Origin of the sequence: Thermococcus sp. PK (genome assembly GCF_000430485.1) — an archaeon.
In the GTDB taxonomy this organism is placed as follows: Archaea; Methanobacteriota_B; Thermococci; order Thermococcales; family Thermococcaceae; genus Thermococcus_A; species Thermococcus_A bergensis.
This window is the reverse complement of sequence record NZ_KE387149.1, coordinates 30,237-43,206: the sequence shown is the minus strand read 5'-3', so window position 1 is coordinate 43,206 and position 12,970 is coordinate 30,237. Positions and strand designations below refer to the sequence as shown.

General features: G+C 43.0%; 13 protein-coding genes. 3 read left to right on the top strand and 10 right to left on the bottom strand.

Features of this window, described 5'->3' with window-relative positions; genetic code table 11:
* Positions 1-35 precede the first annotated feature (35 nt).
* Together THEPK_RS02010 and THEPK_RS02005 are read left to right on the top strand one after the other, a co-directional pair.
* Positions 36-626 (top strand): metallophosphoesterase family protein, encoded by a 591-nt coding sequence (locus THEPK_RS02010; RefSeq protein ID WP_042700438.1) that lies wholly within the window; start codon positions 36-38, stop codon positions 624-626.
* Positions 626-1,618: a hypothetical protein gene (locus THEPK_RS02005; RefSeq protein WP_042697745.1), complete on the top strand. Its 993-nt coding sequence runs from the start codon at positions 626-628 to the stop codon at positions 1,616-1,618. Before THEPK_RS02010 ends, THEPK_RS02005 begins: the two co-directional genes overlap by 1 nt.
* 1 nt (position 1,619) lies before the next feature.
* Here THEPK_RS02005 and THEPK_RS02000 read toward each other — a convergent pair whose 3' ends face one another.
* From THEPK_RS02000 to THEPK_RS01950, 10 genes are all read right to left on the bottom strand, one after another.
* On the bottom strand, positions 1,620-2,552 hold the full coding sequence (locus tag THEPK_RS02000) for an NOL1/NOP2/sun family putative RNA methylase (protein ID WP_042697743.1): 933 nt from the start codon (positions 2,550-2,552) through the stop codon (positions 1,620-1,622).
* A gap of 38 nt (positions 2,553-2,590) precedes the next feature.
* Positions 2,591-3,247, bottom strand: coding sequence for a hypothetical protein (locus THEPK_RS01995; protein ID WP_042697741.1), 657 nt, complete (start codon positions 3,245-3,247; stop codon positions 2,591-2,593).
* Between the two features lie 2 nt (positions 3,248-3,249).
* Positions 3,250-3,540, bottom strand: a complete 291-nt coding sequence (locus THEPK_RS01990) for an iron-sulfur cluster assembly protein (protein ID WP_042697739.1) — start codon at positions 3,538-3,540, stop codon at positions 3,250-3,252.
* Entirely contained in the window at positions 3,530-4,522 is a 993-nt protein-coding gene (locus THEPK_RS01985) for an ArsA family ATPase (protein WP_042697736.1), read from the bottom strand. Before THEPK_RS01985 ends, THEPK_RS01990 begins: the two co-directional genes overlap by 11 nt.
* 10 nt (positions 4,523-4,532) lie before the next feature.
* Positions 4,533-4,802, bottom strand: coding sequence for a hypothetical protein (locus tag THEPK_RS01980; protein ID WP_042697734.1), 270 nt, complete (start codon positions 4,800-4,802; stop codon positions 4,533-4,535).
* Positions 4,803-5,056: 254 nt separating this feature from the next.
* Complete coding sequence (locus THEPK_RS01970; RefSeq protein WP_042697728.1) at positions 5,057-6,793, bottom strand: carbon starvation CstA family protein; 1,737 nt, start codon at positions 6,791-6,793, stop codon at positions 5,057-5,059.
* A 188-nt stretch (positions 6,794-6,981) separates the two neighbouring features.
* Positions 6,982-8,760, bottom strand: coding sequence for a sodium-extruding oxaloacetate decarboxylase subunit alpha (oadA, locus tag THEPK_RS01965; protein WP_042697725.1), 1,779 nt, complete (start codon positions 8,758-8,760; stop codon positions 6,982-6,984).
* Between the two features lie 85 nt (positions 8,761-8,845).
* Positions 8,846-9,862, bottom strand: coding sequence for an asparaginase (locus tag THEPK_RS01960; RefSeq protein ID WP_042700435.1), 1,017 nt, complete (start codon positions 9,860-9,862; stop codon positions 8,846-8,848).
* Positions 9,863-10,205: 343 nt separating this feature from the next.
* The gene (locus THEPK_RS01955) at positions 10,206-11,447 is read right to left on the bottom strand and encodes a dicarboxylate/amino acid:cation symporter (RefSeq protein WP_042697723.1); all 1,242 of its coding nucleotides are present in this window, start codon (positions 11,445-11,447) and stop codon (positions 10,206-10,208) included.
* Positions 11,448-11,664: 217 nt separating this feature from the next.
* Positions 11,665-11,997, bottom strand: coding sequence for a hypothetical protein (locus tag THEPK_RS01950; RefSeq protein ID WP_042697720.1), 333 nt, complete (start codon positions 11,995-11,997; stop codon positions 11,665-11,667).
* Here THEPK_RS01950 and THEPK_RS01945 point away from each other — a divergent pair.
* Positions 11,997-12,970, top strand: a 974-nt coding sequence (locus THEPK_RS01945) for an RNA-guided endonuclease InsQ/TnpB family protein (protein WP_042700432.1), incomplete at its 3' end; no start/stop codon positions are given. The genes THEPK_RS01950 and THEPK_RS01945 overlap by 1 nt on opposite strands.

Below are 12,970 nucleotides of genomic sequence, written 5' to 3'. Positions count from 1 at the left end.
AAAGGTATATAAAATGTTGTTTCGGATTTATTATGATGATACTAAACCTACCGAGCTTCTTAAGAAGAAGAGGACTGCCAAAGGAACTACTGGAGAGTAAAGAGGCCAAGATAATGCACATAAGTGATACTCCTGACAATATATATCCTTTCATTTTGAACTTAATAGAAAAAACTATGCCAGAATACATCATCCATACTGGAGACCTTGTGGACAACATAAAACTCGAAAGAAGGCCTGAACTAAAAGAGCGGTATGCTGAGAGGGTAAAAGAGCTGTTGGACATACTTGAAAATTCCGGAGCTGAGGTGTATATTGTTCCGGGAAACGAAGACAGTGAAGAAGTCCTCAAAAAACTCGCCAAAAAAGCCCAGATAGTACAGCCCGGCGACATAATTAAGATAGGTAGCCTAAAGCTTGCCCTAACACATGACCCCGGCCAGCTAAGTCCTCCAAAAAATGTCGATTTCATTCTCTACGGGCACAACTTCAGGAAGCTCTATCATGGCCTAAATGGGCTTTTAAACGTGAACTTCATCCTTTTGGGAAGCAAAAGAGTTGTTAGGGTTAACTACCCGGATGGTACGAATTTTGAACGGGGGTACAAACTAATGAGGGGATTGTGATGAGGTTAATGCGCTTTGGACCCTCGATGCTCTTTTTAAGGACATCAGACGTTGAGGGTGGCGAAAATTTTCTAAAAAACCTTTTTGGGATAACAGAACTTTCGGTTGACGAGGCATGGGATCAAAGCGGAGAACTTGACACAATAATCTTCGTAACCCCCACAGAAGAATGGAAGACTGTATTGAACCCAAAGAAAGGTGCCTTTTTGGTCAGAATGCGTAGTGATAGCGTTTTAAAGGAGCTCTTAAATGCAAAAGCACCCTTTGAGAGGGCAAATCTTGGGCCGCAGATAATCCTTCTGAGAGTACCAAAAGAAGCTGAAAAAGCTTCTGAAGTAATCCCCAAAAGATATGGGGGGATAGAGACAAGCTTTGCTGAGGGCATTAACGAGGGCGAAGAGCAAGATACTCTTCTTTTGGTAACAGACAAGAAATTAAGTGAATCTGTGGGCATAAGGGACATAAAAGAGGCCTTTTTGATTAGAAAAAACTTCGTAGAAGTTTACAGAGCCCTGAGAACTGATTTACCCATTCTGCTTTTCAAACTGCTCCCTGAAGGCTGGAAAGAGCTCACCATAAGAATCTACGACACCGAAAAGAGATACGAAGAGAACATAGAAAGGGTGCTCCTAGTCCTTGAAGACCTCGACCTTGGATACGTCGTGAGTGAAGGATGGGACTGGGACTATCCCCGGCCTTTCATGAGAATTAGGGTCTACAAAATAAAGCTAATAACATGGGAAGACCCCCTCAGAATAAAGTTCCTCCTCAAAGGATTGGAGTATAGAGGTTATCAGAGATTTGCGGATATAGACGTATTCTTTGAGGGCAAGAAAATTCCGTGGGTGGATGTGTCTAAGGAGTGTGCATCCAAGTTTGAACTCGCAAAAGCAGCGAGAGAAGAACTTGAAAGCCTGCTAAGCGAGGACACAAAGAAAAGGCTACACGAGATTGAGGATCGGCTTTTGAAAGGAAAGGTTCCAAACGAGTGAATTAGCCCTTCTTTCTTATTTTTGCAACAAAAAATCCGCTTGTATTATGCTTATCTGGATAAAATCTCCTCGCCTTGCTGAGCTCCTCGCTAAGCTCTATCCCAAAGGGTGCTGTTAGAGCTGGTTCACCGTACTTAAGGGGGAGAAGCTCAATATCAAAGTTGTCCAGAGCCCACTGAACAACAAACTCATTCTCCTCCGGCTCTAAAGAACAGGTAGAATAAACTAACACTCCCCCCTCCTTGAGGTTCTCTAAAGCGACCTTTACCATTTGCATTTGCAGGTTCTGACAGAACTTTATGTCTTCCAGTGTTCTGTTTGTCTTTCTTTCCGGGTTTTTGTGAATGGTTCCCGAGCCCGTGCAGGGTGCATCGAGAAGAATCTTATCAAACTCAATTTCCAGCTCTCCCATGTAGAGAGAGCTTTTGTGGAAAAGGATTGTGTTCGTAACTCCCAGCCGGGAGAGGTTTAGCCTTGTTTCCTTAAGCCTATCCTCCCCAACATCAAATGCATATATAACCCCCTTATTTTCCATAAGCTGGGCAAGATATGAGGTTTTTCCACCCGGAGCGGCTGCCATGTCTGCAACGACTTCTCCCGGCTTTGGGTCTAAGGCTACCGGTGGGTACATAGAAGATGCTTCCTGAACGTACAGCAGACCGCCAAGGTACTCTGGCGTGGAGGTTATGGAAAAAGGTTCCCTAGTTAAGCAGAAACCCTCTCTTGCCCAAGGAACACGCCTAAATTGAAAACCTTTTTTGTTCAGCATTTTGGTAAGTCTCGGAATCTCAATACGAAGGGTGTTAACTCTAAAACACCTAGGCAGGGGTTTTTCCATAGCCTCAGCTATTTTTAAAGCCCTCTCGCCCCATAACTCAAAGTATCTCTCTGCAAACTCCTTTGAGTATCCAAGGCTGAAAAGTCTCTCTATCATAAAGGGAAATTTAAAAGGGGGATTTATTAGGTTTATCCCTATCTCTCAAATGGGTTTTCTTTTATGCTTTCGTTAACAAACCGCACTATGTGCCTTACGTCCTGCTCTATTGTATCTATCTCCGGCTTCATAAAGACATAAAGCACATTTGTCTTCGGCGTCAATGAAACGTGCTTGACGTTTTCAACTTTTGAAAATCCCTGAAGAAATTCCTTCAGCAGTTCAACGTCCCTTTTCTTCTCAAAGAGTGCTTCATATTGTATTCCATTTACCTCCACTATCTCCCTCTGCAAAAGCTCCTCATCCTCTATATTTGGCCTAAAGCGGTAGTAGCCTTTCTGTATCAGGTGCGCCTCGCGTTTGATTGTTGCATAGGGCTTTATCACAAAGTATATCTTGTCATGCCTGTTTATCAGCTTCGAGATAGGAAAATAGAATATACTCTGCCTTGGTAAAAGAGTTAGTGTGTATTCAAACTTGTCAATGTTTCCTTCGTTGACCTTGTAAAACGCCCTGAATCCTACATATCCCCCAAGCCAGACGTAATTCTTGTCCTTGGGCTTTACAACCTTCTCTATCGTTCTCAGGTAATAATCCATTATTCCCAGATTGAGCTTCCTACCTTTGTAAAACTGCAAAGTGGCAGCAGCACCCAAAACCATTATCAAAAACAACATTTCTGGTGTGACCTTCATGATTAAACCTCCTCTATTGGGTAATACCTTTGAAACGTCATATCATCAATTATCTCAAAATTGACCTTTCCCTCTAAAACCTTTACTATATCCTTAACTATCCTCGCATGAACTGCCCAATTAACTGCCATTTCAAATGGACTCCTGGGAGTCCTTCTTGCCAATCCAAGGAATATCACTACTTTGTTGTCTTCTTCCATAATCATACTTACAATCCCCAGACTAACTATATCCTCTCCACTTATAGGTTCCTTCACCTTCTTGAGCTCTTTGTAGATTTCCTCAATCTCCAACTATTAACCCCCCAACTCTCTCAAGCCATTCTAAACCCCTCGGCTCTTCTTCAAACATGGGCAACGTTACAATGTCCACTCCTTTGAATTTTTCCTCTATCTTTCTAAGCACCTTTCTTTGAGCATCTATTTTTACTCTCAGCATTGAAACTTCTTCCTCAAGCTCAATGACTTTGTTGACAACAATAAGATTGAGGGGTATTTTGAACTTTCTTAAAGCCTCGTAAGCCCTCTCCGTCTCATACAGCGGTAGCATTTCGGGATTCATCACCGCTACAACGCTGGTCTTTTTTGGGTTTGTAAGGACGCCTCTGACAAAGGCAATTTCAGCTTTATACTGCTTAAGCTCCTTCATTACGGGGTCTTCCTCCTCTTTACTCGGAAGTTTATATTCTTCGCCCTCAATTACGAATTTTCTTTCTCCCTGTATGTTTTCGATTGCTCTTCTCTTTTCCAGAATCTTCTTCCGTATCTCTATGAGCTTCTCCGTCCAGATACGGGCAATTTCAGGAAGGGCCAAAACTCTCAAAGTTAATCCGGTCGGAGGAGTGTCAAAGACTATAATATCCCACTCATCTCCTCTTTGCAGTATCTCTCTGATTGCCTCAAGAGTAGCGTATTCTTCTATACCAGGAGAAAAGCTGAGCACTTCAAAATACTTCTCAAGGTTTATCACCGTAAGATACCTGTACATGTGCTTTAGGTTCTTTTCAAGATGCTTCAAATAAGCTTTAATGAACTTTTCCATGTCGAGCTCCATTGCATAAAGGTTTTCAGCGATTGCTTTAGGCTTGTCGTTTAACTTAACTTCAAATACATCGCCCAGGTTGTGGGCAGGGTCTATCGAGACTATCAAAGTTTTGTAGCCTTTCTTTGCGAGGGCAACTGAGACTGCAGCAGAGCTCGTTGTTTTTCCCACTCCCCCCTTTCCAATGAAGAATAAGACCCTGAATCCTTCTTTTGGAGCCAAATAATCCTTCACCGTTATCACCTCACGTTATTTCAAACATTGCAGCGATTTCACCGAATATATCATCCATTTCTCCCGCTCTTCTCTGCATTACGTAGATTTCCCTCACCATGTGGGGCATTAGTCTTATGACAAGTGTTGTCGGCGGGGAAGGGATACCTACAAACGATCCCATGAGAACAAGTGCGAACACATTTTCAAGCTCCCTTTCCTCAAACTCAAGATATTCCGTAGAGCGTGCCTTAAATGCACTAAAAAATCCCCTAAAAAATGCCTTTAGATTTTCAAACATTTAACCACCCCGTTTTAATTGTTAATGGGTTAAGGGATTTCTCTTGCATAACATACATCCCCCCAAAACCATGTGGAAAAGAAGTCTATAGTTAAGGCCAATAAGATGGTTTGAGAAGTCGCCATAACTCCCCAAGAGAAACGCACAAAACCCAGTAAAAACCCGCATAGGCATGAACGTCCAACAAAATGCCATTTTTAAGAATGTTTTCATCAAACCACCTCAACAAAAAATAAATAAAATAAGAAAAGGCCTCACGCTGGAGCTGCTTCGTATTCCTCTGCTGGCCTCTTCCAAGCGAGATAGAAATCATACGCTAGAAGGATGTTGAGCACTAAGCCCACTAAGAGAGAACCCTTCACAGCTACTAATGTGCTTCCTTCGAGCGGAACTGCCGCTATGTACCAAACAAGCCCTGCCGTAACTGTTATCCAGAGGAAGAGTGCTGGGATTAAGACGGCGTAGGTCCATTTTCCTGCCCTTTGTATCTTGTAAGCCCACAGAGCAGCCGTTAACATTGCAATTGAAGCTAATAGCTGGTTCATACCGGCAAATGCTGGCCAGAGAACTTGGTAACTAGCACCCCATGCCATCCAAGTTCCAAGTGCTGCGATTATTATCGAGGCAACCCACTTGTTTGTGATGGTCTTCCATATCCCCTCGCTCGTATCTACTACCATTCCAAAGACTTCTTGCCATGCGAATCTTCCAAGCCTTGTAGCGGTATCGAGAGTTGTCAATGTGAATGCTGAGACCCAAAGAGTTGCAAATGTCTTTCCAAGTGTGACGTCTATTCCGTACATGTCGGCAAGTCCTTGAGCGTAACCACCGATGAAAGTGTCAAGTCCGCCTTTAGTGATGTATTGGGTTCCCCATTCTACTGCATTTGCGCTTAGTCCGGTGAGCTTAACACCGTAAACAGCTATAGCCGTAATGACTATTGTTGAAAGGAATCCCTCAGTGAACATTCCACCATAGCCAACGAGCAGTCCGTGAATTTCCTTGTCAAGCTGCTTTGAGGTAGTTCCAGAGGCAACTATGGAGTGGAAACCGCTCAAAGCACCACATGCGATGACCAATGGAACCGTAGGCCAGAACGGTGATGGTTGTCCACCAACGACATTTGCTGAGAATGTTGTAAATGCCGGGGCTTCAAATGGCTTTGCAATGGCTATGAACGCTATACCTCCAATTAGGAGTCCAAACCAAAGAATGTAGGCGTTTAAGTAGTCTCTGGGCTGGAGGAGAACCCACACTGGCAGTGAAGATGCCACAATGATGTAAATCATCAATATAATGTTCCAGTAGTGGTATGCTTGAGTGTAAGCAGCACTTGTTGGGTCTGTCTGTCCTTGGACGAAGATTAATGGGTTGTTAAAGCCAATCCATACTGCAACAACAAGAAGCACTAAGCCTACAACTGTTGCGACATAGAAGTTCACGTTCATCTTGTACATCATCCATCCTACAATAACTGCCACTAGGAGGAACAACAGTGTTGCCGTTGCAGCTTCTGGAGTTAAGACCAACAACCTTGCTGTAACAGCTACAAACGCCGCAACCACCAAGAGTAGGGTAAACCATATGTAAACCTCAAATGCAACTCCTGTTCTCTTGCCCATAATCTTTCCTGCAATCCACTGTACTGACTTACCATCGTATCTTACTGAAGCCATTAAGGCTAGGTAGTCGTGTACTGCACCAATAAAGACGTTTCCGAACCATACCCATAGCAATGATGGAAGCCATCCCCATGCCATTGCCAGTGCTGGACCGGTTATAGGTCCTGCTCCTGCTATTGAAGCGAAGTGGTGGCCATAGAGCACTAATGGATGTGCTGGGACGTAATCAACACCATCATAGAGCTTGTGTGCTGGAGTTGGCCTGTTTACATCTGCTCTGACAACTTTGTTCTGAAGGCTTTTTCCATAGGTAAAGTACATTGCCACGTATATAATTGCAGCTGCAAGTATTATAACTGCAGAGTTCATCTAGGCACCCCCAATTCGAAATTTATCGTAATATTATGGTAGCGATAATATATATGCCTTTCGGAAATTTAAAGTCATCATGAACAAATTTAACAACTGCACCAAAATATTAGCAAAATTATTCAATTTTCCTCATTGTTTAAGTAAAAAGAATTAGAATCATAAAAGATAGAACTAAAAGCCGAGATTCAACCCAACTCTATTAGTGGTTGACCTGTGTCGACGGTGTCTCCTTCTTTGACAAGGATTTTCTTAACAACGCCATCCTTTGGAGAGGGGATCTCGTTCTCCATCTTCATTGCCTCAAGCACAAGCAACCCCTGACCAGCCTTAACCTCATCACCCTCCCTAACCAAAACCCTAAGCACCTTACCCGGCATTGGCGCCGTAACAACATTCTCACCAGCCGGCACTGGAGCAGAAGAAACCCCAACCGGCGCTGAAGGAGCCGATACCGGAGCCGGAGCAGGAGTAGCGACAGGAGCACCAGCCTGAACAGGAGCTGCCGAAGGAGCATAGGCTGGCATAGTTAAATCTTCAAGCTTGACTCCTTCAACTCCGACTTCATACTCTCTTCCGCCAACGTAAATCTTTATGATCTTTCCTCTGGGCTTTTCTTCAAGGGGCTTTAGTTTTCCTTGCTTTCTAAGTTCAAAGAATTCCAAGGCAACCTGCGGGAAGAGGCAGTAAGTTACAACGTCTTCCTCCTTCTCAAGGTAGCCCTTCTCTTCAAGCTCCTTCTTAGCCTTCTCAAGCATAGGTTCAAGCAGATCAGCGGGCCTGACATCTATCGGTTTCTCATCGCCAAGAATCAACTTCATGATTTCCTCCTTTATTGGAGCCGGGGGCCTGCCATAGAGACCTTTCACATAGTTCTTTGTCTCTTGAGAGACCATCTTATATCTTCCAAACAAGACATTGAGTACGGCCTGAGTTCCGACTATCTGGGACGTTGGGGTAACCAGAGGTGGGTATCCGAGGTCTTCCCTAACCCTTGGAACCTCTTCAAGAACTTCATCAAGCCTGTCCAGAGCTTTCATCTCTTTGAGCTGGGAGATAAGGTTTGAATACATGCCCCCAGGAATTTGGTGAACTAAAACGTTTGGATCTCCATGAAGAGCCCTTTTGTTCAGTAGGTGATCGTATTTTTCTTCAAGAATCTTCCTCAGATACCTAGAAATCTCGAAGATTAACTTCATATCAAGTTTGGGCTTGTTCTCACCTTTTAGGGCATAATAAATGCTCTGAATTGCAGGCTGGGCTGTTCCATTGGCCAGTGGATAAATCGAGGTGTCTATTAAGTCAGCTCCAGCCTCAACTGCTTTTAAGTAAGTTGCAGAGGCCAAACTGCTCGTTGCATGGGTGTGAACATTAACCTTTATTCCGTAGCGGTCTTTGATTTCTTTCACAAGATTGTGAGCCGTTTGGGGATCCAAAAGGGCAGCCATATCCTTGATTGTAATATAATCAACGTCAAGCTCAATCAGCTCATCAACTTTCTGAAGATAATATTCCAAAGTGAATATCTTCCCGGTAGTATAGCTTATCGTCCCCTGAACCTCCGCTCCGACTTCCTTGGCTTTTTTGATTGCGGTCTTCATGTTTCTAACGTCATTTAGGGCATCAAAAACCCTAAAAATGTCAATACCATTTTTATGTGCCAGCTCAACGAATTTTTCCACAACATCATCCGGATAATGTCTGTAGCCGACCAAGTTTTGCCCTCTAAGCAGCATCTGAAGTTTTGTTTTCTTTATGTGCTCCCTTAGGAGTTTTAGCCTTTCCCAGGGGTCTTCCCGTAGGAACCTTAGGGCTGCGTCGAAGGTCGCTCCTCCCCATACTTCCATAGAGTAAAAGCCAATTTTATCCATTTTTTCGGCTATTGGAAGCATATCTTCTGTTGATAGCCTAGTAGCAATAAGTGACTGATGAGCATCCCTAAATGTGGTGTCAATTATCTCAACCATTTCTATCACCTCAACCGATTGTGAATCCTAAACCTCTCGTTACCCCATCAAATGATTATCGACTTATAAATGTATGCACCTGCCATTATTGCGAGATATTCTTTATCTCGTCTGCGTAATTAGTATGCATTATTTGTTTGATTTCATCCACATCTTCAGTATGGCCGAGGGCCCACATTAATTTTGTAACCGTTGCTTCTTTTGTCATGTCCTTTGCCGAAATAACCCCCGCCTCAAGTGCTTTCATACCCACTTCATATCTGCTCAAATCAACTCCACCATACAGTGCCTGAGTAGTCACAACTACAGGAATTTCCCGGCTTATGCTCTTTATTTTCTCTAGGAGGTTTCTCTTTCTATAGGGAATACCCCCAGTACCATAACTTTCAAGTATAAGTCCCTTATACCCCATGTCCAAAAGACCGTCAATAACTCGGGAGTCAAGACCGGGAATTAGTTTAAGCACAAATACCCGAGGATCATATTGAGTGTCCAACTTTAAAGAACCTCTAGGCCGGGAATAAGAATCAAGAATGTTGGCGTTATACTTAATTTGACCACCTTCATCTATGTAGGCTATATCAGGGTAGTTTATACTCTTGAAAGCGTCTACATCCACGCTGTTAATCTTCGAAACCCGGCATCCGTTCATGACTTTTCCATTAAACACGACAAATATGCCTCCGATTTTAGCTTCCATAGCAAAAAGTAGCGAATCTCTGAGATTTTTAACAGCATCACTACCCGGTTCTGTTATCGGCTTCATAGCACCGGTTATAACAACGGGTTTAGTAGGATTCTGTACCATGAAGCTAAGCATAGATGAAGCATGCGCCAGAGTGTCCGTTCCGTGAGATATTACAATGCCATCATAGTCTCTAAGACCGGAGTAAACCTCTTTTGCTATTATTTCCCAGTCCTCCGGTTGAATGAGCGTGCTGTCGATATTCAAAATATTCTTGGTATGTATTTCGTATCCATTGTGTAATTTAATACCCGCGTGCCGTAAAATTTCATTGATGTCTAAAGAGCTCTTAAAACCCTCTTCTGTCTTCACACTGGCAATAGTACCCCCAGTTCCCAGCACTAAAATTTTTTTCATAAAAGGCACCCCACTTATAAATTGAGGCCGGTGACTTTTAATCTTTTTTACAAAATTTCGAGGTTTTATGCTCCAATTTATTGACATATTATTTAGGTCATTTATATATAATTCCCCAATATGACAAAAACAATCTGAATGGCTATTCCTACCCATAAAACCTCATTTTCCTAACAGCGTGTTTAGACCGATGATTTCACGATTCTTGGGTGAGAAAATATTCATCAATAATGGACCCAACCAAAATGAAATCAGCTTGACCTTGTTTTTCAAAAATAACAACAATCGCGTGTCTTTTTGTTACAAAAATGGATCATAAAAATAAAAAAGCAAATAAAAGCCTTCATTCGGGCGGTGCATTGAACTTCTGCTTATCAAATTCCTTGAGTACAAATTTTGAGACAAACATGACACCCAATGGGTCACCGGTAACGTTAAGCATTGTGTTGAACATGTCAATGACCACGTAAATACCTGCTATCCATCCTACCGGATCCAGTGGCAGTCCTAGAGTCTGAAGGGTTATAGCGGCAATCATAATACCTCCACCGGGAACTCCCGCAACTGCTGCAGCACCGAAAACACCCATTATTAATGCAATTGCCACGTGAGCTACAGTCAGATGGGCCCCATACATCTGAGCAGCCCAAACTGCATAGATGGGCATTTCAGCAGCAACGGCTTGCATGTTAATAGTGGCAGCAAGAGGTATTATAACATCCGCAGCATCGTCTGGAACGCCCAATGTCTTAGTAACCCTCAGAGTAATTGGCATTGTCGCAGAGCTGCTTTGGGTAACAAATGCTGTTAGCATTGCCGGATATACCTTTCTCCAGTACTGCAATGGGTTTACTCTCAGGATCAACATTATAAACAACGGGTGAACAACCAGCAATATTGTAAGGTATGCAGCCCATTGTGTAAATACCATCTTTGCAAGAGAAGCCAGTCCCATTGCACCAACTGTTCCTACCAGGTTTGCCATCAGTGCAAAAATACCAACTGGTGCATACCATAAGATAAAGTCTACTATCTTATATATCAATGCCTGAAGAGACTCGAATAGCTTCTTGAGGAAGTTATGCTCTTCTGGAAGGGTGTTACCTAGTAAAGCAATGGCAAAACCTGTAAGTAATGCCATAATAATTATTTGCATTGTATTAAGCTCTAAAAAGGCTTTTATTGGATTGTTAGGGATAAAGCTTAGCAATACCTGGGATACAGATACCTCTGCCAGTTCTATTTGCTTTGAAGCTAGCTGAACTCCCAATCCGGGCTTTATTATATTGGCCCAAGTATATCCTATAATTGCTGCAATAAGACCAAAGACAAACCAGTAAACCAAAAATCCTCCAAAGATTTTTCCAAGTCTCTTGAAGCTTTGGACTGTTGTTACTGCTGTTGCTATGGAGACAAAAACCAACGGTCCAACGATAAATTTCAAAAGTGCTATAAAGACATCACCAAAGGGTTTTATAGTCGCTGCGCTCGGTCCTGCCACCCATCCTACAAGGGCACCCACAATTGCTGCTATAAGGGCATACAGGGGCCTTTTTCCAAGTTTCAAGACTTGTTCTACTCCCATATTTCATCCCCCAAAATATATGTTCAAATTTATTTGATGTATTCCAACAATATAAAGTTTTTGGAAATATGACAAGTTGTGCCCCCTCCTATATGAAGTAAAAGACCCCAAACTTGACAGATTTCATGATATATTGTTGATATAATATCATTGTGACAATAGAAAAAAGACATCAAGACATCAAATAGCCTGTTGTTCAAACGTCCTTTGTCATAATTCATAACACATCAACAAATTTTTCCTTGATTTCATCAATAGAGTTTGGATATTTATCCAACAACACCTCAATAGCCCTCTTTAGAACTTTGCTCATTGCCCCCACATCATCTTTTGTAGTAAACACAACCTTGTATTTTTGTATATACTCCTCAGGAACTACCTTAGAGAATACCGCCGCCGTTCCTGGCATAATCCCTGCAGCCCTTACCTTTTTCTTTTGAAAGCCTCGCCCTTCAGGGCGGGGATGCAGTAATCGAGAAACCGGCCAGAGAGCAGGAAAGCAAAAGAATGTTTTTAAACCAAAAACGTGTGAATTAATAACGAGAAGCAATGAAAAGAACCGTAACGCTCAAACTCCAACCCTCAAAAGAGCAGGAGAAAAGCCTCTTCGAGTTAGCCAATACTGGAGCAAAAGTCTGGAACGAGGTCAATTTCCTCCGGAGGCAACTCTTCTTCGACCACCAGCCCGTAGACTTCAACAAGACTGAAAAAGAGGTTTATGAGAAGTACAAGAAGGAGATTGGCTCCGCAACAGTCCAGCAAATTTGCAGGAAGAACGCCGAGGCGTGGAGGAGCTTCTTCTCCCTCGCAAGGAAGAAAAAAGACAGAGAACTCCCCAAGTGGATGAGACCAAAACCACCAAGCTACTTGAAAGATGACGGGAAGAGGAAACCCTTGATTGTCCTCAGGAACGACCAGTATAAAATTGAGGGGAACAAACTAATCCTCAAAGGGCTTGGAAAGTTCAAAAGGCTGGAAGTCCAGTTCAAGGGGAGAATTCACGTTAAGGGCAAACAGGGGCGGTTGGAAATCATCTACGATGAATCAAGACGCAAGTGGTACGCTCACGTGAGCTACACGGTTGAAAAACGGCTGACTGGAAACGAGTGGGTGGAAGTTCCAAGAAGACCAAAGGGCGACCTTTCAGCCGGAATTGACCTCGGAGTGAACAACTTAATGGCTGTTTATGTTGAGACCGGGGAAAGTTTTCTCGTTAATGGAAGACCCCTCAAGAGCATCGCCTTCTACTGGCAAAAAAGGATTGCTGAGTATCAATCAAAGCTCAACAAGTCCGGCTACAAGACAAGCAGGAAACTGAAAAGAATGTATCAAAAGGCCAAACTACAGGCGAGGCACTACATTAATACTGCAGTCAGGCAGATTGTTGAAGGGCTTTACGAAATGGGCGTCTCTACGATTGTAGTTGGTTATCCAAAGGGCATTGCGAGAAATTCTGAATGGGGTGAAAAGCAGAACTTCATCCTCTCCCACGTCTGGCGGTTCAATACAGTGATTCAGCGTCT

Excerpts from the sequence above, each read along its gene's own strand:
- THEPK_RS02010 (WP_042700438.1), top strand. The coding sequence starts at position 36 with ATGATACTAAACCTACCGAGCTTCTTAAGAAGAAGAGGACTGCCAAAG.
- THEPK_RS02005 (WP_042697745.1), top strand. The coding sequence starts at position 626 with ATGAGGTTAATGCGCTTTGGACCCTCGATGCTCTTTTTAAGGACATCA.
- THEPK_RS02000 (WP_042697743.1), bottom strand. The coding sequence starts at position 2,552 with ATGATAGAGAGACTTTTCAGCCTTGGATACTCAAAGGAGTTTGCAGAG.
- THEPK_RS01995 (WP_042697741.1), bottom strand. The coding sequence starts at position 3,247 with ATGAAGGTCACACCAGAAATGTTGTTTTTGATAATGGTTTTGGGTGCT.
- THEPK_RS01980 (WP_042697734.1), bottom strand. The coding sequence starts at position 4,802 with ATGTTTGAAAATCTAAAGGCATTTTTTAGGGGATTTTTTAGTGCATTT.
- THEPK_RS01970 (WP_042697728.1), bottom strand. The coding sequence starts at position 6,793 with ATGAACTCTGCAGTTATAATACTTGCAGCTGCAATTATATACGTGGCA.
- oadA (WP_042697725.1), bottom strand. The coding sequence starts at position 8,760 with ATGGTTGAGATAATTGACACCACATTTAGGGATGCTCATCAGTCACTT.
- THEPK_RS01960 (WP_042700435.1), bottom strand. The coding sequence starts at position 9,862 with ATGAAAAAAATTTTAGTGCTGGGAACTGGGGGTACTATTGCCAGTGTG.
- THEPK_RS01955 (WP_042697723.1), bottom strand. The coding sequence starts at position 11,447 with ATGGGAGTAGAACAAGTCTTGAAACTTGGAAAAAGGCCCCTGTATGCC.